Here is a 20,315-nt window from a genome sequence, read left to right as displayed (position 1 = left end):
AACAAGGTAGGCCGCCATGTCCGAGACGCTGCTCAGTTCCCGTAATCTGGCTTTCGAGCTGTATGAAGTCCTTGATGCCGAAGGCCTGACCCAGCGCGAGCGGTTCGCCGAGCACAACCGCGAAACCTTCGACGCGGCCATCGGCACGGCCCGCAGCATCGCCGAGAAGTATTTCGCGCCGCACAACCGCAAGAACGACGAAAACGAACCCCGCTACGAGAACGGCCAGGCCATCCTGATCCCCGAGGTGAAACCGGCGGTGGACGCTTTCCTGGAAGCCGGCTTCCTGAACGCCGCCCGCAGCTTCGACGCTGGCGGCATGCAACTGCCGACCCTGCTGTCCCAGGCCTGCTTCGCGCATTTCCAGTCGGCCAACGCCGCCTCCACCTCCTACCCGTTCCTGACCATGGGCGCGGCGAACCTGATCGAAAGTTTCGGCAGCGAGGAACAGAAGCAACGCTTCCTGCAGCCGATGATCGACGGCCGCTTCTTCGGCACCATGGCCCTGACCGAACCCCATGCGGGCTCTTCGCTGTCGGATATTCGTACGCGCGCCGAGCCGGCAGCCGACGGCACCTATCGACTCAAGGGCAACAAGATCTTCATTTCCGGCGGCGATCACCCGTTGTCGGAAAACATCGTGCACATGGTCCTGGCCAAACTGCCGGACGCGCCCCCGGGGGTGAAGGGCATCTCGCTGTTCATCGTGCCCAAGTTCCTGGTCAACGACGACGGCAGCCTCGGTCGCCGCAATGACGTGCTGCTGGCCGGCCTGTTCCACAAGATGGGCTGGCGCGGCACCACCTCCACGGCATTGAATTTCGGCGACAACGGCGACTGCGTCGGCTACCTCGTCGGCAAACCGCACCATGGCCTGAGCTACATGTTCCAGATGATGAACGAGGCGCGGATCGGCGTCGGCATGGGCGCGGTGATGCTGGGGTACGCCGGCTACCTGTACTCCCTCGAATACGCCCGCGAACGCCCGCAGGGCCGCGTCCCCGACAGCAAGGACCCGACTACCGCCCCCGTGGCGATCATCCAGCACGCCGACGTGCGCCGCATGCTGCTGACCCAGAAGGCGTACGTCGAAGGCTCGTTCGACCTGGGCCTGTACGCGGCACGGCTGTTCGACGACACCACCACCCTCACGAACGAAATCGAGCGCCGGCATGCCCATGAACTGTTGGACCTGCTCACGCCCATCGTCAAATCCTGGCCCTCGGAGTTTTGCCTGAAGGCCAACGAACTGGCGATCCAGATCCTCGGCGGCCACGGCTACACCCGCGAATACCCGGTGGAACAGTACTACCGCGACAACCGCCTGAACCCGATCCACGAAGGCACCCACGGCATCCAGTCCCTGGACCTGCTGGGGCGCAAACTGGCGCAGAACGGTGGCGCCGGGCTCAAGCAACTGATCCGCCTGGTGGCCGACACCACCGAGCGCGCCCAGGCGAACCCCTCGCTGACGCCATTGCGCCAGCCATTGGAAGCCCTCGTGGCGCGCCTGCAAACCGTCACCCTCGGGCTACTGACCGACCTGGCCCAAGGCAAAGTGAACGGCAGCCTTGCCAACTCGGCGCTGTACCTCAAGGTGTTTGGCCACATGGTGATCGGCTGGCGCTGGCTGGAACAGGCGATCCGCGCCGAAGAAGGCCTGGCCAGGGGGAATGCCGCGGACAGCGACTTCTATAAAGGCAAGTTGCAGGCGGCGCGCTACTTCCTGACGTGGGAAGTCCCGGGGTGCCATCATGAACTGGCGTTGCTGGAAGCGCGGGATGATACGTGCCTGGGGATGCGGGACGAGTGGTTCTGAACCTGGGGCCGGCGGACGCCCGAGCCCATGTAGAGTGATCCGCTCGCGAAAGCGGTGGGTCAGTTGAACGGACTCCGGATGTGCCGCCGCCATCGCGAGCAAGCTCGCTCCCACAGGGGTCCGAGTACCACTGCGAAAATCCGGTCGGCTGTCAGGCCGCCTTCGCGAGCAGGCTCGCTCCCACAGGGGTTCGAGTACCACTGCGAAAATCCGGTCGGCGGTCAGGCCGCCTTCGCGAGCAGGCTCGCTCCCACAACTGGGACGGGTACACCCGCGAAAAGCAGTGCTGCTTTGGCTTTGCTTTGCTTTGCTTTGCTTTGCTTTTGATCTTCAGCGCCCCATCAACCACGCTGGCCGAACGCCGGCGTTGCGCAGTGGGCATCCCGGCATGGATGCCGGGATAGCCGCGCTGGGCCATGGATGGCCCTTCGCGGCGGGCCCATGGAGCAATGCCGGCGTTCGGGCACACCGAGCCGCAGGCGAGGTGCCGAGTGGTGGGGCGAAGACCTTTTGGTTACTTTTGGCTGGGCCGGCATTCCGGGCGTTTGCCAAAAGTGACCCGCTGTAAGAGCGGAACCATAAGCCGCCGTTACCGCAGCAATGGATATGCACCCAACCCAAAACCGCCATCGCGAGCAAGCTCGCTCCCACAGGGGACCAGGTACCACTGCAAGAGTGCGGTCGCCTGTCAGGCTCGCTCCACAATGGGCCAGAGCCCGAAAACCCGGTTCAAGCCCGCTGAATCGTCTTGGCAATCACATCGACCGTAGCACTCACCTGCTCCTGGTAACGCTCCAGCTCCGCCTGATGCTGCTTCTGCATTTCAATCTGCCGCGAACACAGGTTCATCGCCGCCAGGACCAACAGGCGATCACCGATCAGCGTCGGATACTTGCCCTTGGTATCGGCCAACGCAGCCTTGAGCATCGCAGCGGCGTCCAGCAACGCTTGCTCCTGCCCGGCCGGTGCCTTGATCGAATAATCCTCTCCCAGGATCGAGACGACGGTCACGCCCTCGGCGCCGTGCCTCATGCGCCGACAGGACCGGCGCTGGCGCGCTCGATCAAGGCCTGGATGCGGGCGGCGGCGGTGCCGTGCAGTTCTTCCTGCTCCAACAGGCTCAGTTGCAGGCTCTCGTTTTCATCCTTGGCCCTGGCGAGGTCCGCGCTCAGGGTTTCGTTCAGGCCAGTGAGGTGGCGGTTCTGTTGCACCAGGTCGTTGACCAGTTGCTCCAGCTGGCTGAGGGATGTTTCCAACATATTGATTTCCAGGGTTTTTCAGGGGGCGCGTACGATAAAGAAAAGTCATCGGCGACGCCACGGTTACAGGCAGCGGTGGTTCGCTGACGAGTTTTAGAGACTGCATTTGCGAAATCTGGTTCCTACCCTTCGTCGCGCCACCCCCTCCGAGCAGCGACAAAAGCGCGCGGCGAGCTCAAGACTTCAGCCCCATGACCGATAAGTCCGGTATACCCGTCACAGCCCGCACGGACGCGCTCCCACCCGGTACTTTCCATGTCTCTACGTAATATGAACATCGCGCCGCGGGCGTTCCTGGGGTTTGCCCTGATCGGCGCCCTGATGCTGGTCCTCGGGGTGTTTGCCCTGACCCAGATGAGCAAGATCCGCACGTCCGGCGAAAACATCGTCCAGAACAGCGTGCCCAGCATCAAGGCCCTGGATGAGTTCAGCCAGATCACCCTGCGCCTGCGAGTGCTGTCCTATCGCTTGCTGGTGAACCGCGAACCCGACATCCAGCAGAAAACCTACGATCTGTTCGAGCAACGCAACCAGCAGCTCCGTGCCGCCCAGACCGCCTATGAGAAGCTCATCAGCGCGCCGGAAGAACGGGCCGCCTACGATCAGTACGTGCAGTTGCTGGGGCAGTACCGCCAGCTCGAAGAGCGGATGAAGACCCTGTCGCGCAACAATCAGATCGATGAACTGCGCACCCTGCTCAACACCGAACTGCTGACCAATTCCGACGCCATCAACGTGGTGATCGATCGCCTGCTGGACATCAACAACCAGCAGGCCGAGGACCTCAACCAAGGGGCCGCGCAACAGTATTCGACGGCCTTCAACTGGGTCGTCACGCTGCTGGTCATCGCCACCGGCCTGACCCTGCTGTTCGCCTGGCTGCTGACCAACAGCATCACCCGGCCAATTGGCAGCGCGCTGGAAGCCGCCGAGGAAATCGCCAAGGGCAACCTGACCCGTCCCGTTACCGTCGACGGCAGCGACGAAGCCGGTCGCCTGCTGCGGGCGATGGCAACCATGCAGGACAAACTGCGGGACACCCTGCAGCGGATCTCCGGCTCGGCCACGCAACTGGCTTCCGCCGCGGAAGAGCTCAACAGCGTCACCGACGAGAGCGCCCGTGGCTTGACGATGCAGAACAACGAAATCGAACAGGCCGCGACCGCCGTCAACGAGATGACCAGCGCCGTGGAAGAAGTCGCCCGCAACGCGGTCAGCACTTCCGAAGCGTCGAAGAACGCCACCACCTCCGCCGGCGACGGTCGCGACCTGGTGCAGGAAACCGTGGGGGCCATCGAACGCATGAGCGCCGACGTGCAAAGCACCGCGACGCTGATCGGCAACCTGGCTGACGAATCCCGTGACATCGGCAAGGTGCTGGACGTGATCCGCGGCCTGGCCGACCAGACCAACCTGCTGGCCTTGAACGCCGCCATCGAAGCCGCCCGTGCCGGTGAAGCCGGTCGCGGTTTCGCCGTGGTGGCCGACGAAGTGCGTGCCCTGGCGCATCGCACCCAGCAGTCGACCAGCGAAATCGAACGCATGATCGGCAGCATCCAGAGCGGCACCGAACAGGCCGTGGATTCGATGCGCAACAGCACCGAACGCGCCGAGTCGACCCTGAACATCGCCCGCGGTGCCGGCCTTTCGCTGGACACGATCAACACCGCCATCGTCGAGATCAACGAACGCAACCTGGTGATCGCCAGCGCCGCCGAGGAACAGGCCCAGGTGGCCCGCGAAGTCGACCGCAACCTGGTGAACATCCGCGACCTGTCGGTGCAATCGGCCACCGGCGCCAACCAGACCAGCGCCGCCAGTGCCGAACTGTCGCGCCTGGCCGTGGACCTCAACAGCATGGTCGGGCGGTTCAGCCTCTGATTTATCTTTGTGGCGAGGGGATTTATCCCCGTTGGGCTGCAAAGCAGCCCCAATACCGTGCTGCCCCGCAGTCCAAGGGCGAGCGCTTCGCACTCGAGCGGGGATAAATCCCCTCGCCACAAGGGCTGCGTCCATGGCTCCGATCCCCAACCTTTTTTGACAGCATCGCATTTCAACAGGTTAGAATCGCTGGCACGCAGACTGCATGGTCAGTTTGCGCCCGTCCTTCAGCTTTTCCGGAGTATTGCCTTTGACTGCGACGACCATCAACAGCCTGTTCTTGATCGGCGCGTTGCTGGTGAGTGCGAGCATTCTGGTCAGTTCTCTTTCATCCCGCCTGGGCATCCCGATACTGGTGATCATCCTGGCCGTGGGCATGGCCGCCGGCATCGACGGCGCCGGTATTCTTTTCGACAACTACGCCACGGCCTACCTGGTCGGCAACCTCGCCTTGGCCGTCATCCTGCTGGACGGCGGCTTGCGCACGCGGGTGTCGAGCTTTCGCGTGGCGCTGTGGCCGGCGTTGTCGCTGGCCACGGTGGGGGTGTTGATCACCACCGGGCTGACCGGCCTGGCGGCGGCTTGGCTATTCAACCTGAACCTGATCCAGGGCTTGCTGATCGGCGCCATCGTCGGCTCGACCGACGCCGCGGCGGTGTTCTCGCTGCTGGGCGGCAAGGGCCTGAACGAGCGGGTCAGCGCCACCCTCGAAATCGAGTCCGGCAGCAACGACCCCATGGCGGTGTTCCTGACCGTCACCCTGATCGGCATGCTCGCCAGTGGCGAAACCGGCCTGCATTGGAGCCTGCTCGGGCACCTGGTGCGTGAGTTCGGCATCGGTGCGGTGCTCGGCCTGGGCGGTGGCTGGTTGATGTTGCAACTGGTCAACCGCATCCACCTGGCCAACGGCCTCTACCCGATCCTGGTGATCAGCGGCGGCCTGGCCGTGTTCGCCCTGACCAACGCCCTGCACGGCAGCGGTTTCCTCGCGGTGTACCTGTGCGGCCTGGTGCTGGGCAACCGCCCGGTGCGCAGCCGCCACGGGATCCTGCACATGCTCGACGGCATGGCCTGGCTGGCACAGATCGGCATGTTCCTGGTGCTGGGGCTGCTGGTCACGCCCCACGACCTGCTGCCGATCGCCCTGCCCGCCCTGGGCCTGGCCTTGTGGATGATCCTGTTTGCCCGCCCATTGTCGGTGATGGTCGGGCTGTTGCCGTTCAAGGCGTTCCACGGTCGCGAGAAAGCGTTCATTTCCTGGGTCGGCCTGCGCGGCGCGGTGCCGATCATCCTGGCCGTGTTCCCGTTGATGGCCGGCCTGCCCCACGCCCAGCTCTATTTCAACCTGGCGTTCTTCATCGTGCTGGTGTCGCTGCTGGTGCAAGGCACGAGCCTGCCGTGGGTCGCCAAGTTGCTGCACGTCACCGTCCCGCCCGAGCCGTTGCCGATCTCCCGCGCCGCGCTGGAGGTCCATGTCACCAGCGAGTGGGAGCTGTTCATCTATCGCCTGGGCGCTGAAAAATGGTGCATCGGCTCGCCCCTGCGGGACCTGAAGATGCCGGAAGGTACCCGCATCGCCGCCCTGTTTCGTGGCCAGCAATTGCTCCATCCGTCGGGTAGCACGGTGCTGGAAGTCGGCGATCTGCTCTGTGTCATCGGCCACGAACACGATCTGCCGGCCCTTGGAAAACTGTTCAGCCAGGCCCCGCAACGCGGCCTGGACCTGCGCTTTTTCGGCGACTTCGTACTGGAAGGAGACGCCCAGCTGGCGGCGGTTGCGGCGCTCTACGGGCTGAAGCTCGACGGCATCGATCCAGACATGTCCCTGGGCCGCTTCATTGCCCAGAAAGTGGGCGGCGCGCCGGTGGTCGGCGACCAGGTGGACTGGAACAATACCCTGTGGACCGTCGCGGCCATGGACGGGAACAAGATCGGCAAAGTGGGCGTCAGATTCCCCGAAGGAAGTCGCCCGGGTCCCGGCTTGTTCCTCTAAACTGCTCCCATTCTCACTTGCTCGACCGGTCTCTATGCCTACCCTGCGTTCCTTCTTCGCCATCGCCCTGCTGGGCCTGAGTCTCTCCGTCTGCACCCTGCAAGCGGCCGAAGTGCCCACCAGTGAGTCAGTGCAGGCCAGCCTGGACAAGATCGCCGACCGCAAGCTGCCGGAAGCTGACCAGAAGGCCTTGCAAGCCGTGCTGCAAGGTACGCTGACCCAGCTGAACAACAAGGCCGACTACGAGCAGAAGCTGCACGCCCTCAAGCAGCAGTTGGCCAACGCGCCGAAACAGAACATCGAGAACCAGCGCGAGCTGGCACGCCTCAAGGCCACCAACGTGGTGCCAGTGGCGCAGCGCTACGCCAACCTGCCGATTCCCCAGCTCGAACAGATGCTGGCGGAGCGCTCCACCCAACAAGGCGACCTGCAAAAGGCCCTGGCCGACGCCAACAGCCTGATCATCACCGCACAGACGCGCCCCGAACGTGCCCAGGCTGAAATTTCCAGCAGCCAGACCCGGATCCAGCAGATCAACGCCATCCTCAAGGCCGGCAGGGACTCCGGCAAACCCCTGAGCAGCGAGCAGCGCGACCAGCTCAATGCCGAACTGGCCGCCCTCAACGCCCTGATCCCATTGCGCCGCCAGGAACTGGCCGGCAACAGCCAGTTGCAGGACCTGGGCAACGGCCAGCACGATCTGCTCATGGAAAAGATCGACCGCATGGAGCGGGAGATCCAGGACCTGCAAAACCTGATCAACCAGAAGCGCCTGGCCCAATCCCAGGAGACCGTGACCCAGCAATCCATCGAGGCCCAGAAAGCCGGTAGCAGCAGCCTGTTGGCAACCGAAAGCGCGGCCAACCTGAAGCTGTCCGACTACCTGCTCAAGAGCACCGACCGCCTCAACGAAGTCACCCAGCAGAACCTGCAGACCAAGCAATTGCTCGACAGCGTCACCCAGACCGACGCCGCCCTGGACGAACAGATCAGCGTGCTCAAGGGCAGCCTGCTGCTCTCCAAGATCCTCTACAAGCAGCGCCAGACCCTGCCCCGGCTGAAGCTGGACCAGAACCTGGCCGACCAGATCGCCGACATCCGCCTGTACCAGTTCGAAGTCAGCCAGCAGCGCGAACTGCTGAACAACCCGAGCGCCTATGTCGACAACCTGCTGGCGTCGCAACCGGCGGAGCAGGTCACGCCGCAACTGCGCAAGACCCTGCTGGACCTGGCACTGACCCGCGTCGACCTGCTGGAACGCCTGAACCGTGAGTTGAGCGCGGTCCTCAACGAATCCATTACCTTGCAGCTCAACCAGAAGCAATTGCTCAGCACCGCCCAGAACCTGCGGGCCACCCTGGAAGAGCAGATGTTCTGGATTCCCAGCAACAAGCCGCTGGACCTGGAATGGTTGCGCGCGGTGCCCATGCGCCTGGAAAAGCAGGTCGACTCGCTGCCCTGGGCCTCAAGCCTCAGCGAACTGGCCGATGGCCTGACCCAGCGACCGCTGCTGTTCCTGCCCCTGGCGTTGCTGATCGGCGCCCTGCTGTGGCGGCGCAAGAGTCTGTATGCGCGCCTGAACAAGGTTCACCAGGACGTCGGCCACTTCAAGCGCGACAGCCAGTTGCACACCCCCCAGGCGATCCTGATCAATATCCTGCTGGCGATGCCGGTGGCCCTGGCGCTGGCCCTGTGCGGCTACGCCCTGCAGATCGACGCCCGTGGCCAGAATGCCAACCTTGGCGCCGCGCTGTTGCAGATCGGCCAGGCCTGGCTGGTGTTCTACACCGCCTATCGGGTCCTGGCGCCCGGCGGCGTGGCTGAATTGCATTTCCGCTGGGAAAAGCCCCAGGTCGAATTCCTGCAAGGCTGGATCCGCCGCCTCGGGCTGGTGGTGCTGGCGCTGGTGGCCGTGGTGGCGGTGGCCGAGCTGCAACCCGCGGCCCTGGCCGACGACGTGCTCGGCATGCCGGTGGTGCTGACCTGCTACGCGTTGATGGCGTGGTTGCTCAGTCGCCTGCTGCTGAGCAGCCCGACGCACCAGAACACCTCGCTGTTTCGCAAGGCCGTCGGGGTGATGTTCACCGCGTTGCCGATCGCGCTGTTCGTGGCGGTGTGCTTCGGCTACTACTACACCGCGCTGAAGCTCAGCGACCGCCTGATCAACACGTTGTACCTGCTGATGTTCTGGCTGGTGATCGAAGCCACGTTCGTGCGCGGGCTGTCGGTGGCGGCGCGGCGCCTGGCCTACCAGCGCGCCCTCGCCAAGCGCCAGGCCGCCAAGGAGGCCGGCGACGGCGAGGCGGTGGTCGAGGAGCCGACGCTGGATATCGAGAAGGTCAACGAACAGTCCCTGCGCCTGATCCGCCTGGCCCTGCTGGGCGGTTTCATCGCCGCGCTGTACTGGGTCTGGTCGGACCTGATCAGCGTGTTCTCGTACCTGGACAACATCACCCTCTACGAATACACCAGCGGCACCGGCGCGAACATGAGCATGGTGCCCATCAGCATCGGCGACATGCTCGGCGCGCTGATCATCATCGGCATCACGTTCGCCCTGGCCCGCAACCTGCCGGGCCTGCTGGAAGTCTTCGTGTTGTCGAAGCTTAACCTGGCCCAGGGCAGCGCCTATGCCACCACCACGCTGCTGTCCTATGTGATCGCCGGCGTCGGCTTCGTCACCACCCTGTCCACCCTCGGCGTGAGCTGGGACAAACTGCAATGGCTGGTGGCCGCGCTGTCGGTGGGCCTGGGCTTCGGCATGCAGGAGATCTTCGCCAACTTCATCTCCGGGATCATGATCCTGTTCGAGCGCCCGGTGCGCATCGGCGACACCATCACCATCGGCAACCTGTCGGGCACGGTCAGCAAGATCCGCATCCGTGCGACCACCATCACCGACTTCGACCGCAAGGACATCATCGTCCCGAACAAGACCTTCATCACCGGGCAACTGATCAACTGGTCGCTGACCGACACCGTCACCCGGGTGACGCTGAAACTGGGCGTCGACTACGGCTCGGACCTGGACCGGGTCCGCGAGCTGCTGCTCAAGGCCGCCCGCGAAAACCCACGGGTGCTGAAGGAGCCGGAACCGATCGTGTACTTCCTGAACTTCGGTGAAAGCACCCTGGACCACGAGCTGCGCATGCACGTGCGCGACCTCGGTGACCGCAACCCGGTGCTGGACGAAATCAACCGTTTCATCAACCGTGAATTCAAGAAAGAGCACATCAACATTTCGTTCCGGCAGATGGAGATCTACCTGAAGAACCTGCACGGCCAGGAGTACAAGCTGGTCCCCGCCGAGCCCGACAACAAGACCCTCGCGCCCGTGCCTTCGACCGTCGCCAGCATCAAGCCGGTACCAGAACCACCGCAGCAGACACTCGACTGATCGCGGGGTGCCTTGGGGCATCGCGCCGGAGACGGCCATGAAAACGCTGGAAACCTTGACCTTCGACAACCGCTTCGCCCGCCTGGGCGACGGTTTCTCGGCCCATGTACTGCCTGAGCCGATCGACAACCCACGGCTGGTGGTCGCCAGCCCGGCCGCCATGGCGTTGCTCGACCTGGACCCGGCCGAGGCCCAGTCGCCGTTGTTCGCCGAGCTGTTCGGCGGGCACAAGCTGTGGGCCGAAACCGAGCCTCGGGCGATGGTGTACTCGGGGCACCAGTTCGGCCATTACAACCCGCAACTGGGCGATGGTCGCGGATTGCTGCTGGGGGAGGTGTACAACGAAGCCGGCGAGCATTGGGACCTGCACCTCAAGGGCGCCGGCCAGACGCCTTTCTCGCGGATGGGCGATGGTCGCGCGGTATTACGCTCGTCGATCCGCGAATTCCTCGCCTCCGAAGCCCTGCACGCCCTGGGCATTCCCACCACCCGCGCGTTGTGCGTGATCGGCTCGGACACACCGGTCTGGCGCGAGAAGCAGGAGCGCGCCGCGATGGTGCTGCGCATGGCCCCCAGCCATGTGCGCTTCGGCCATTTCGAATACTTCTACTACACCAAGAAGCCCGAATTGCAGGCGGCCCTGGCCGAGCACGTGTTGAACCTGCACTTTGCCGAATGCCGGGAACAGCCCGAGCCGTACCTGGCGATGTTCCGCGAAATCGTCGAGCGCAACGCCGAGCTGATTGCCAAATGGCAGGCCTACGGTTTCTGTCACGGCGTGATGAACACCGACAACATGTCGATCCTGGGCATCACCTTCGACTTCGGGCCGTTCGCCTTCCTCGATGACTTCGACGCCCACTTCATCTGCAACCACTCCGATGACCAGGGCCGCTATTCCTTCAGCAACCAGGTGCCCATCGGCCAGTGGAACCTCAGCGCCCTGGCCCAGGCCCTGACGCCCTTCATCAGCGTCGAGGCCCTGCGCGAAACCCTCGGCCTGTTCCTGCCGCTGTACCAGGCCCATTACCTGGACCTCATGCGCCGCCGCCTCGGCCTGACCAGCGCCGAGGACGACGACCAGAAACTGGTGGAACGGCTGCTGCAATTGATGCAGAACAGCGGCGTCGACTACAGCCTGTTCTTCCGCCGGCTGGGCGACCAAGCACCGGCGCAGGCCATTGCGACCCTGCGGGACGACTTTGTCGACCTCAAGGGCTTCGATGCCTGGGGCGAGCTCTACATCGCCCGTACCCACCGCGAAGGCCCTGTCGATCAAGCGCAGCGCCAGACCCGCATGCACGCCGTCAACCCGCTGTACGTGCTGCGCAACTACCTGGCCCAGACCGCCATCGAAGCCGCCGAGTCAGGCGACTACGAAGAAGTCCGTCGCCTGCACGCAGTGCTGGGCAACCCGTTCGAGGAACAACCGGGCATGGACCGCTACGCCCAACGGCCGCCGGACTGGGGCAAGCATCTGGAGATCAGTTGCTCGTCGTGACCTTCCCGCCAAACACATAACCCTGTGGCGAGGGAGCTTTGCTCCCTCGCCAGCAAGCGTGACAAAAGCGCACGAAATTTTGTGGCGAGGGGATTTATCCCCGCTGGGCTGCGAAGCGGCCCCAAACAGCCGACGCGGTGCAGCAGATAAACCGCGTCAATCGGATTGCGACTGCTTCGCAGCCGAGCGGGGATAAATCCCCTCGCCACAATGTTCCTCACCAGCTTTGAGTGGTTAATCGCCAGCCCAAGTCGGGTCTCGGCTCACCCCACCTTATCGTTGCCCTGCTCCGGGGTTTCGATGCCTGGCTCCGCTTCGGCGTCTTTGTCCTTGCCGGCCGGTTTTACCGGCGGTTTTTCCTCGGGGTAGCCGGGCATGCCGCGGCTGTCTTCGGGGGTCAGTTCGTCGCGGTCGTGGCGGCGGTCGATCGCGTAGGACGGGGCGGCGTTGGGGTCTTCGTCGCGGCCGGCGGTGCCGAGGACGAAGCCGTCGTCATTGGGGTTTTCCCGGGGTTTGGACAGGCGTGGGTCTTGTGGATCGCTCATGGGACCTCCTGGGCTTGTGACAGGACCATCGTGGTTTTTGAGGGCCCGAGGGCCATTCCGTGCAGCGCACCTGACGAATGGACTAGGCCATGTCGCTGCGACTGAACTCCTCGGCCAGGAAATCGATCAGCGTGCGCACCGACGGCAGCAACCCGCGCCGCGAGGCGAAGATCGCATGGACGATCCCGCACTTGGGCGTCCAGCCCGGCACCAGTTCCACCAGGCGACCGGCCGCGATGTCTTCGCGCACCACTACGGTGGGCAAATGAGCGACGCCTACACCCGCCAGTACCGCGTGGCGCAGGGCCAGCAGGTCATCGGTGACCATGCGCGGCGCATGGCGGATCAGCGCGCTGGCACCGTCCGGGCCAAACAGCTCCCACTGGTATTCCCGCTGCGCCGAGCCCCAATGCACGCTGGGCAGGCCGTTGAGGTCCGCCGGGGATGCGGGCGATGACAGGCGCTCGCGGTAATCCGGGCTGCCCACCAGGCACTGGGTGCTGTTGCCCAGCACCTTCATGACCATGTCGGTGTTTTCCAGCGGCGGGAAGCGCACCCGCAAGGCAATGTCGAAGCCTTCGTGGATCAGGTCGACCCGGCGGTTGGTGCTCTCGATGAACAGCTCCACCCGCGGGTACTGGAGCATGTAGCGGGTCAGCATCGGCCCGACCCAGCTGTTGAGCAGCGCCGTCGGGCAACTGATGCGCACCAGGCCCTGGGGTTCGGAGCGGTTGCGCTCGATCACTTCGGCGGCGCTCTCGGCCTCGACCCGCATCGCCAGGCACCGCTGGTAATAGGCCTGGCCGATCTCCGTCAGCGTGCAATGGCGACTGGTGCGATGGATCAGCCGCACCCCCAGCCGCTCCTCCAATTGGGCAATGCGCCGGCTGAGTTTCGACTTCGGCATGTCCAGTGCCCGGCCAGCGGCGGCGAAACCACGGTGCTCCACCACTTGGGTGAAGTAGTACAGCGTGTTGAGGTCTTCGATGATCGTTCTCCAAATAGAACGCTAAGGCGGATTTTTGCAGTCTAGCGCATCAAAGGTGCCGCTTTTAATCTATATCCATCGCTTAGGAACACCTTCACAACCGTTAATCAGGCCGAATCGATCGGCACCCACACTCAAGAGGACTACGCCATGACCACTTCCTACAACCGCCTGGACAAAGACAACGCCGCCGTTCTGCTGGTGGACCACCAGGCCGGCCTGCTCTCGCTGGTGCGCGACATCGATCCGGACCGCTTCAAGAACAACGTGCTGGCCCTGGCCGACCTGGCGAAATACTTCCAGCTGCCCACCATCCTCACCACCAGTTTCGAAACCGGCCCCAACGGCCCGTTGATGCCAGAGCTCAAGACCTTGTTCCCGGACGCGCCGTACATCGCCCGTCCCGGCCAGATCAACGCCTGGGACAACGAAGATTTCGTCAAGGCGATCAAGGCCACCGGCAAGAAGCAACTGATCATCGCCGGCGTCGTCACCGAGGTCTGCGTGGCTTTCCCGGCACTGTCGGCCCTGGCCGAAGGGTTCGATGTGTTCGTCGTCACCGATGCGTCCGGCACGTTCAATGAACTGACCCGCCAATCGGCCTGGGACCGCATGTCGTCCTCCGGCGCCCAACTGATGACCTGGTTCGGCCTGGCCTGCGAACTGCACCGCGACTGGCGCAACGACGTGGAAGGCCTGGCGACATTGTTCTCCAACCACATCCCGGACTATCGCAACCTGATGACCAGCTACAACACGCTGACCAACGGCAAGTAATCAACACCATCCACCCTGTGGGAGCGAGCTTGCTCGCGATAGCGGTCTGACAGTCAATGCATTCTTGACTGATATTCCGACATCGCGAGCAAGCTCGCTCCCACAGGTTTTTGCGGTGGTTTCTATATAGTGTTCAATCTGTGCCAATGATTTTCTGGAGACTGACCCGATGCTGATCCCCTGCCCCCACTGCAACGGGCTCAACCGCATACCTGACGAACGCCTCGGCGACCAACCCAAGTGCGGGCGTTGCAAGGCGCCGGTGTTGTCGAGCAAGCCGTTCGAACTCCAGCAAGGCGATTACGCCAGCCAGATCAAGGGCGACCTGCCGTTGCTGGTGGATGTATGGGCCGACTGGTGTGGACCGTGCAAGGCGTTCGCGCCCGTGTTCGAGCAGGCCGCTGCGCAATTGACCGGCAAATGCCGGCTGGCCAAGCTCGACAGCGAGGCCAACCCGGGGTTATCGGCGCAATTGGGGATCCGCTCGATCCCCAGCCTGATCCTGTTCAAGGACGGTCGGGAAGTGGCGCGCCAGAGCGGCGCGCTGCCGTTGCCGCAGTTGATGGCCTGGCTGCGCAGCCAGGGGATTTGAATCAAAGCATTCATGTGGGAGCGAGCTTGCTCGCGATGGCGGTGTACCAGTCAGTACTGGATCGACTGTCAGACCGCTATCGCGAGCAAGCTCGCTCCCACAATGGATCGCTATCCGTCAGACGCCTTCCAGCATTCCGTGCAACTCCACGAACTGCTGGGTCAGCTTGTGCCGTGGGTCCAGGTGGATCAGCGGCAGGCTGGCCTGGTGGGACTCGCGCATGCGCACCGAACTGCTCAGGTACACCGGCAGCACCGGCAGGCCTTCGGCGATCAGTTCGTCGAGGATCTGCTGCGGCAGGCTGGCGCGGGCCTGGAATTGGTTCACCACGATGCCCTCGACCTCCAGGCCTTCGTTGTGGTCGTCCTTGAGCTCTTCGATTTCCGCCAGCAGGCCGTACAGGGCCTGACGGGAGAAACTGTCGCAGTCAAAGGGGATCAGTACCCGATCGGCGGCGATCAGTGCTGAAACGGCATAGAAGTTCAGGGCCGGCGGGGTATCGAGGTAAATCCGATCGTAGTCGTCTTCCAACTCTTCGAGCAGTTTGCGCAACTTGTTGATCTTGTGCTTCGCCTCGAGCTTGGGCTGCAGGTCCGTCAGCTCCGAGGTGGCGGTAATGACGTGCAGGTTGTCGAACGGGGTCTCATAGATATCCACCTTGTTCTTTTTCGAGAACGGCCCGGACGACAGGGTCTGCTTGAAGAAGTCGGCGATGCCCATGGGAATCTCGTCGCCCGTCAGGCCGGTCAGGTATTGGGTGGAGTTGGCCTGGGCGTCCAGGTCCACCAACAACGTGCGATAACCTTCGCTGGCGCTGACCGCTGCCAGGTTGCAAGCGATGCTGGACTTGCCCACGCCACCTTTCTGATTGAACACCACACGCCGCATGACAAGACCTCCGTGTATCAAAGATGCCCGAGTGTAGTTGGCCGTGGCACCGCTTCGCTACCTTCTACGTAGAAGGACTACAGCGCCAGTGGCTTTTTCCAACAAAGCGACGTCCATAAGCCCCGGAAACGAGGGAAAACGCCGGCAGACAGCCAGGCCCGGATGACGAGAATGAGCCGTCCCTCACATTAAGCGGACCAAGCGGTACATTTTGCTGGACAAAATGTAACCAGTATTTGCTACAAGCCAATCGCACCGGGATAATGCGCGCCACTCGGTCGCAGGACCATGCAGGGTTGGGCGCGGGTCAAACACTGGCCGTGACAATAAAAGCCCGCAGGGGTGGGGTGGATTTCTTTTGATCAAGTTCAACATCGCCCAATGGCGCGCGTGGGCCCCTGGGCTCGAAAGCGTGGACGATTGGCAGGCGTGGAGCCGACAGCCGGTCGTGCTCGCCGCCAGCGATACCGCCCCGGACGTGTCGTTCCTGCCCGCCATGCAACGCCGGCGCCTCAGCCGCCTGGCGCGGATGGCCTTCAGCGTCGGCTGGCCCCTGGCCGAGGGGTGGCCCGACCTGCCGTTGGTCTTTATTTCCCGGCATGGCGAAACCCCGCGCACTTTCGAGATTCTCAAGGACCTGGCGGCCGACCAACCCCTGTCGCCGACCCAGTTCAGCTTGTCGGTGCACAACGCCGTGATCGGCTTGTGGTCGATCATGCGCGGCGAAACCAGCGAGATGACCGCCCTGGCCGCCACCGGCGACGGGCTGGAGCATGGCATGCTGGAAGCGGCCGCCCTGCTGAACGAAGGGGCGCCGGCCGTGTTGCTGGTGATCACTGAAGAACAACCGCCGCAGGTCTATGCGCCGTGGGTCGACGATGTACCGTTTCCCTATGCGCTGGCGCTGCTGCTGACCCCCGGCGACGACTGGCAACTGACCCTGGCCGCCCAGGTCGGACAACCGCCGGGCAGCGACTGGCCCCATGCCCTGGATCTGCTGCGTACGCTGTTCAACCACGAAACCACTTGCCAACATGCCTGGAAGAATCGTCTATGGACCTGGCAACGCAACCGGTGACCGGTAAACCACGCGACGCCTACTATTGGCGCCTGCTCGCGACCGCCGCCAGCTTTGCCCTGTTCGGGCTGGGCGGGCTGTGCCTGCGCGTCCTGGTCTTCCCGTTGCTGGCCTGCCTGCCCGGCGATGCCCAGGCCCATCGGCAGAGAGCCCGTCGCACGGTCGGGCGCTTGTTCTGGTGCTTTATCCGGTTCATGGCCCGCACCGGGGTGCTCACCTACCAGATCGACGGCGCCGAACGACTCGGCCGGCCCGGGCAGATGATCATCGCCAATCACCCGTCGCTGATCGACGTGGTGTTCCTGATCGGGCTGGTGCGCGACACCAATTGCGTGGTCAAGCGCAGCCTGTGGGACAACCCCTTCACCCGCGGTCCGGTGCGCTCGACCCAGTACATCAGCAACGATGGCAGCATGGACATGCTCGATGCCGCCAGCCACGCCCTGCAAGAGGGCCAGACCCTGATCGTCTTTCCCGAAGGCACGCGCACCCAGCCCGGCCAGGCGCCGGCCTTCCATCGGGGGGCGGCGGCCATCGCGCTGCGGGGTGCGAGAATCCTCACGCCCGTGACCATCAAGGTCAGCCCCACCACCCTGACCAAGGCCGAACCCTGGTATCGCATTCCCGCGCGCCGCGTGCATTTCAGTTTCCGGGTCGGTGCCGATATAGACCCACAGGCATTCGCCGCGCTCGGCCCGCCCCCCCAGGCATCGCGCAGGCTCAACGATTTTCTGCATCACTATTTCATCAAGGAGCTCGCCGAAGATGAGCGATCTGCACCGTGACATCAAACAGCTGATCATCGACGCCCTCGGCCTGGAAGACATCGGCATCGACGACATCGGCGACCACCAGACCCTGTTCGGCGAAGGCCTGGGCCTGGACTCGGTGGATGCCCTGGAGCTTGGCCTGGCGATCCAGAAACAGTACGGCATCAAGATCGACGCCGACGCCAAGGACACCCGTAACCATTTCAGCAACGTGGCAAGCCTTGCGGCCTTCGTCACTGCAAAACGCCCCTGAGACCGGACCATGCAAACTCGTGACGACATTTTCAACACCCTTCGCGATGCTCTGGTGGAACTGTTCGAGCTGGACCCCGAACGCGTGACCCTGGAATCGAACCTGTACCAGGACCTGGAAATCGACAGCATCGACGCGGTCGACCTGATCGATCACATCAAGCGCCAGACCGGCAAGAAGATCGCCGCCGAGGAATTCAAGTCGGTGCGCACCGTCAACGACGTGGTCGAGGCGGTCTATCGCCTGGTCCAACCGGCCGCATGACCCGGCTGGTTGGCCTCGGCCTGCTGCTGGCGGGCCTGCTGTACCCCTTCGCGGTGTATTTCGGCATGGAGCATTTCGCCCCGTGGCAGTTCGGACTGCTGCTGGGTAGCCTGTGGCTGGCCCGGGCGTTGCTCGGCCAGGGCGGCCCCGGCAGCCACTGGATGGCGGCCACGGCGATCGGGTTTTGCGGATTGCTCGCCTGGTTCGACAGCCCGGCCCTGCTGCGTTGGTACCCGGTGCTGATCAGCGCGTTCATGCTGGGGCTGTTCGCCCTGAGCCTGGGATACGGCCCGCCGATGATCGAACGCCTGGCGCGGCTGCGCGAGCCGCAACTGCCGGCCAGGGCCGTGGTGTATACGCGCCAGGTCACGTGGGCCTGGTGCATGTTTTTCCTGTGTAACGGTTTGCTCGCCGCCGCCCTGACCCTCTGGGCGCCGCTGAGCTGGTGGATGTTGTACACCGGCCTGATTTCCTACGGATTGATGGGGCTGCTGTTTGCCATTGAATGGCTCATACGACAACGGGTAAGAGGCCGCCCATGAATTGGATAACGCTTGAGCAGATGTTGCTCGAAGCTCTACCGGAGCGGGCCGTCGCGGTCGCGCCGGCACTGGACCATGCGCAACTGCGCGACGCCGCGTTGCGCCTGGCCGCCGGCCTGCAAGCCCGGGGCGTACGGCACGTGGCCGTCCACCTGGAAGACGCCGCCGAACTGGCCATCGCCCTGCTCGGTGCCTGGCGCGCCGGGGTGCGCGTGCTGTTGCCCGCCGACCTGCAAGCGCAGACACGCCAGCGCTGGGCGGCGGACGTCGACCTGTGGCTGACCGACCAGCCCGGCGACACTCACCTCGACGACCTGCGGCAGGCGCCGCTGGAAGCCGCCGGACTGGACCTGGATCACTGCGGATTGAGCCTGTGCACTTCCGGTTCCAGCGGCGAGCCCAAGCGCATCGAGAAAACCCTGCGCCAGATGAGCAACGAGGTCCACGCCCTGGAGCAACTGTGGGGGCCCGACCTGGGCCCGGCCTGCATCATCGGCAGCGTCGCCGCCCAGCACATCTACGGCTTGCTGTTCCGGGTGTTGTGGCCGCTGTGCGCCGGACGGCCATTCGTGCGTCGACAGCTGGCGTTCCCGGAAGACCTGCAAAGGGCCAGCCGCGAGCACCCGGCTTTCGCCTGGGTCGCCAGCCCGGCGCTGCTCAAGCGCATGGGCGACAACCTCGACTGGACGGCCCTGAGCGCCGTGCGCCGGGTATTTTCTTCCGGCGGCGCCCTGCCATCCGACGCCGCGCAACGCTTGCAGCAACGCCTGGGGCAATGGCCGACGGAGATATTCGGCAGCTCCGAAACCGGCGGCATCGCCTGGCGCCAGGGCGGTGGCTTGTGGCAACCCTTCGCCGACGTCCAACTGAGCCAGGACCCTGACGGCGCCCTGTTGATCGCCTCGCCCTATCTGCCGGCCGGACACGTCGAACACAGCGCCGACGCGGCACGGATCGCCGAGGACGGACGCTTCGAGTTGCTCGGACGGTTGGACCGGATCGTCAAGCTCGAAGAAAAACGCATCTCCCTGCCGATGCTCGAACACGCCCTGGCGGCCCACGACTGGGTCAGCGAAGCCCGGCTGGGGGTGGTGCAGGAGAATCGCGCGTCCCTCGGCGCATTGGTGGTGCTGAGCGAAACCGGCCTGCACGCACTGCGCAACCAGGGGCGTCGCGCCGTGACCGAAGGCTTGCGTCGCCACCTGGCCGAGCATTGCGAAACCCTGGCCCTGCCACGGCGCTGGCGCTGGCTGCGGCAATTGCCACTCAACGCCCAGGGCAAGCTCCCCCAGGCCGAGGTCGAAGCCTTGCTACTGGCGCCCCGCCCCAAGGCCCCCGAGGTGCTGGGCCAGGTCGAAAGCGACGGCGAGTGGAACCTGCAACTGCTCGTGCCGCCAGACCTGGCCTATTTCAGCGGCCACTTCCCTAGCGCACCGGTATTGCCTGGGGTGGTGCAGGTCGACTGGGCCATGGGCCTGGGCCGACAACTGCTGGACCTGCCACCCCGGTTCGGCGGCATGGAAGTGCTCAAGTTCCAGCAACTGGTGCGTCCCGGCGATGAACTCCAACTGCACCTGCGCTTCGACCGCGAACGCGGCAAGCTGTACTTCGCCTACCGCAACGATACGGCGGCGTGTTCCAGTGGGCGAATTGTGCTGGGGATGGCGGATGACTGATCTGTGGCGAGGGGATTTATCCCCGCCGGGTTGCGCAGCAACCCCAAACTCTGTGCAGCAACACAGACTGATGGCGAGCGCTTCGCGCTCGA

The 20,315-nt window shown here is 64.1% G+C and carries 18 protein-coding genes and 1 pseudogene; 14 read left to right on the top strand and 5 right to left on the bottom strand.

Features of this window, described 5'->3' with window-relative positions; all coding sequences use genetic code 11:
* Positions 1-16: 16 nt before the first annotated feature.
* Complete coding sequence (locus Q6A48_RS13625) at positions 17-1,819, top strand: acyl-CoA dehydrogenase (protein ID WP_304554624.1); 1,803 nt, start codon at positions 17-19, stop codon at positions 1,817-1,819.
* A gap of 729 nt (positions 1,820-2,548) precedes the next feature.
* On the opposite strand, the gene Q6A48_RS13620 is transcribed toward Q6A48_RS13625, so the two are convergent.
* Positions 2,549-2,851 (bottom strand): cell division protein ZapA, encoded by a 303-nt coding sequence (locus Q6A48_RS13620; RefSeq protein WP_304554623.1) that lies wholly within the window; start codon positions 2,849-2,851, stop codon positions 2,549-2,551.
* Entirely contained in the window at positions 2,848-3,078 is a 231-nt protein-coding gene (locus Q6A48_RS13615; RefSeq protein WP_304554622.1) for a hypothetical protein, read from the bottom strand. The genes Q6A48_RS13620 and Q6A48_RS13615 overlap by 4 nt, the downstream gene beginning before the upstream one ends.
* 255 nt (positions 3,079-3,333) lie before the next feature.
* Between Q6A48_RS13615 and Q6A48_RS26090 the strand changes: the two are divergent.
* From Q6A48_RS26090 to selO, 5 genes and pseudogenes are all read left to right on the top strand, one after another.
* Positions 3,334-4,056: pseudogene (locus Q6A48_RS26090) on the top strand (MCP four helix bundle domain-containing protein); the annotation flags it as partial.
* 30 nt (positions 4,057-4,086) lie between these two features.
* Positions 4,087-4,959 (top strand): methyl-accepting chemotaxis protein, encoded by an 873-nt coding sequence (locus tag Q6A48_RS26085; protein ID WP_369811698.1) that lies wholly within the window; start codon positions 4,087-4,089, stop codon positions 4,957-4,959.
* 250 nt (positions 4,960-5,209) lie between these two features.
* Positions 5,210-6,952: a potassium/proton antiporter gene (locus Q6A48_RS13605; RefSeq protein WP_304554620.1), complete on the top strand. Its 1,743-nt coding sequence runs from the start codon at positions 5,210-5,212 to the stop codon at positions 6,950-6,952.
* Positions 6,953-6,986: 34 nt separating this feature from the next.
* Positions 6,987-10,349 carry a mechanosensitive channel MscK gene (gene mscK / locus Q6A48_RS13600; RefSeq protein ID WP_304554619.1) on the top strand — a complete coding sequence of 1,121 codons (3,363 nt, stop codon included), beginning with the start codon at positions 6,987-6,989 and terminating at the stop codon, positions 10,347-10,349.
* A gap of 37 nt (positions 10,350-10,386) precedes the next feature.
* Complete coding sequence (gene selO / locus Q6A48_RS13595) at positions 10,387-11,850, top strand: protein adenylyltransferase SelO (RefSeq protein WP_304554618.1); 1,464 nt, start codon at positions 10,387-10,389, stop codon at positions 11,848-11,850.
* A 263-nt stretch (positions 11,851-12,113) separates the two neighbouring features.
* Here the strand turns inward: selO and Q6A48_RS13590 are convergent, their stop codons facing one another.
* The gene (locus tag Q6A48_RS13590; protein WP_304554617.1) at positions 12,114-12,395 is read right to left on the bottom strand and encodes a hypothetical protein; all 282 of its coding nucleotides are present in this window, start codon (positions 12,393-12,395) and stop codon (positions 12,114-12,116) included.
* Between the two features lie 82 nt (positions 12,396-12,477).
* Positions 12,478-13,383: a LysR family transcriptional regulator gene (locus Q6A48_RS13585; protein WP_304554638.1), complete on the bottom strand. Its 906-nt coding sequence runs from the start codon at positions 13,381-13,383 to the stop codon at positions 12,478-12,480.
* A 150-nt stretch (positions 13,384-13,533) separates the two neighbouring features.
* Between Q6A48_RS13585 and ycaC the strand changes: the two genes are divergently transcribed.
* Entirely contained in the window at positions 13,534-14,160 is a 627-nt protein-coding gene (gene ycaC / locus Q6A48_RS13580; protein WP_003186555.1) for an isochorismate family cysteine hydrolase YcaC, read from the top strand.
* Positions 14,161-14,329: 169 nt separating this feature from the next.
* Positions 14,330-14,752 (top strand): thioredoxin TrxC, encoded by a 423-nt coding sequence (gene trxC, locus Q6A48_RS13575; RefSeq protein WP_304554616.1) that lies wholly within the window; start codon positions 14,330-14,332, stop codon positions 14,750-14,752.
* Positions 14,753-14,869: 117 nt separating this feature from the next.
* Here the strand turns inward: trxC and Q6A48_RS13570 are convergent, their stop codons facing one another.
* On the bottom strand, positions 14,870-15,640 hold the full coding sequence (locus Q6A48_RS13570; RefSeq protein ID WP_304554615.1) for a ParA family protein: 771 nt from the start codon (positions 15,638-15,640) through the stop codon (positions 14,870-14,872).
* 358 nt (positions 15,641-15,998) lie between these two features.
* Between Q6A48_RS13570 and Q6A48_RS13565 the strand changes: the two genes are divergently transcribed.
* From Q6A48_RS13565 to Q6A48_RS13540, 6 genes are read left to right on the top strand one after another with little or no spacing between them, the layout of a single operon-like run.
* On the top strand, positions 15,999-16,718 hold the full coding sequence (locus tag Q6A48_RS13565) for a beta-ketoacyl synthase chain length factor (RefSeq protein ID WP_304554614.1): 720 nt from the start codon (positions 15,999-16,001) through the stop codon (positions 16,716-16,718).
* Positions 16,694-17,503 (top strand): lysophospholipid acyltransferase family protein, encoded by an 810-nt coding sequence (locus Q6A48_RS13560; protein WP_304554613.1) that lies wholly within the window; start codon positions 16,694-16,696, stop codon positions 17,501-17,503. Before Q6A48_RS13565 ends, Q6A48_RS13560 begins: the two co-directional genes overlap by 25 nt.
* The gene (locus Q6A48_RS13555; protein WP_042727925.1) at positions 17,484-17,741 is read left to right on the top strand and encodes a phosphopantetheine-binding protein; all 258 of its coding nucleotides are present in this window, start codon (positions 17,484-17,486) and stop codon (positions 17,739-17,741) included. Before Q6A48_RS13560 ends, Q6A48_RS13555 begins: the two co-directional genes overlap by 20 nt.
* Before the next feature lie 9 nt (positions 17,742-17,750).
* Entirely contained in the window at positions 17,751-18,005 is a 255-nt protein-coding gene (locus tag Q6A48_RS13550) for an acyl carrier protein (RefSeq protein WP_030140951.1), read from the top strand.
* On the top strand, positions 18,002-18,547 hold the full coding sequence (locus tag Q6A48_RS13545) for a COG4648 family protein (RefSeq protein ID WP_304554612.1): 546 nt from the start codon (positions 18,002-18,004) through the stop codon (positions 18,545-18,547). Before Q6A48_RS13550 ends, Q6A48_RS13545 begins: the two co-directional genes overlap by 4 nt.
* Positions 18,544-20,223, top strand: a complete 1,680-nt coding sequence (locus tag Q6A48_RS13540; protein ID WP_304554611.1) for an acyl-CoA synthetase family protein — start codon at positions 18,544-18,546, stop codon at positions 20,221-20,223. Before Q6A48_RS13545 ends, Q6A48_RS13540 begins: the two co-directional genes overlap by 4 nt.
* The last annotated feature ends 92 nt before the right edge of the window (positions 20,224-20,315 follow it).

Origin of the sequence: Pseudomonas citrullilanati (genome assembly GCF_030580855.1) — a bacterium.
GTDB lineage: Bacteria > Pseudomonadota > Gammaproteobacteria > Pseudomonadales > Pseudomonadaceae > Aquipseudomonas > Aquipseudomonas citrulli.
Note: the sequence above shows the minus strand (reverse complement) of the source record. Positions and strands in the feature narration are given on the sequence as shown.

Bases quoted from the DNA above. Each gene is read 5' to 3' on its own strand.
- Q6A48_RS13625 (WP_304554624.1), top strand. From the start codon at position 17: ATGTCCGAGACGCTGCTCAGTTCCCGTAATCTGGCTTTCGAGCTGTAT.
- Q6A48_RS13620 (WP_304554623.1), bottom strand. From the start codon at position 2,851: ATGAGGCACGGCGCCGAGGGCGTGACCGTCGTCTCGATCCTGGGAGAG.
- Q6A48_RS13615 (WP_304554622.1), bottom strand. From the start codon at position 3,078: ATGTTGGAAACATCCCTCAGCCAGCTGGAGCAACTGGTCAACGACCTG.
- Q6A48_RS26085 (WP_369811698.1), top strand. From the start codon at position 4,087: ATGGCAACCATGCAGGACAAACTGCGGGACACCCTGCAGCGGATCTCC.
- mscK (WP_304554619.1), top strand. From the start codon at position 6,987: ATGCCTACCCTGCGTTCCTTCTTCGCCATCGCCCTGCTGGGCCTGAGT.
- selO (WP_304554618.1), top strand. From the start codon at position 10,387: ATGAAAACGCTGGAAACCTTGACCTTCGACAACCGCTTCGCCCGCCTG.
- Q6A48_RS13590 (WP_304554617.1), bottom strand. From the start codon at position 12,395: ATGAGCGATCCACAAGACCCACGCCTGTCCAAACCCCGGGAAAACCCC.
- ycaC (WP_003186555.1), top strand. From the start codon at position 13,534: ATGACCACTTCCTACAACCGCCTGGACAAAGACAACGCCGCCGTTCTG.
- trxC (WP_304554616.1), top strand. From the start codon at position 14,330: ATGCTGATCCCCTGCCCCCACTGCAACGGGCTCAACCGCATACCTGAC.
- Q6A48_RS13570 (WP_304554615.1), bottom strand. From the start codon at position 15,640: ATGCGGCGTGTGGTGTTCAATCAGAAAGGTGGCGTGGGCAAGTCCAGC.
- Q6A48_RS13560 (WP_304554613.1), top strand. From the start codon at position 16,694: ATGGACCTGGCAACGCAACCGGTGACCGGTAAACCACGCGACGCCTAC.
- Q6A48_RS13555 (WP_042727925.1), top strand. From the start codon at position 17,484: ATGAGCGATCTGCACCGTGACATCAAACAGCTGATCATCGACGCCCTC.
- Q6A48_RS13550 (WP_030140951.1), top strand. From the start codon at position 17,751: ATGCAAACTCGTGACGACATTTTCAACACCCTTCGCGATGCTCTGGTG.
- Q6A48_RS13545 (WP_304554612.1), top strand. From the start codon at position 18,002: ATGACCCGGCTGGTTGGCCTCGGCCTGCTGCTGGCGGGCCTGCTGTAC.
- Q6A48_RS13540 (WP_304554611.1), top strand. From the start codon at position 18,544: ATGAATTGGATAACGCTTGAGCAGATGTTGCTCGAAGCTCTACCGGAG.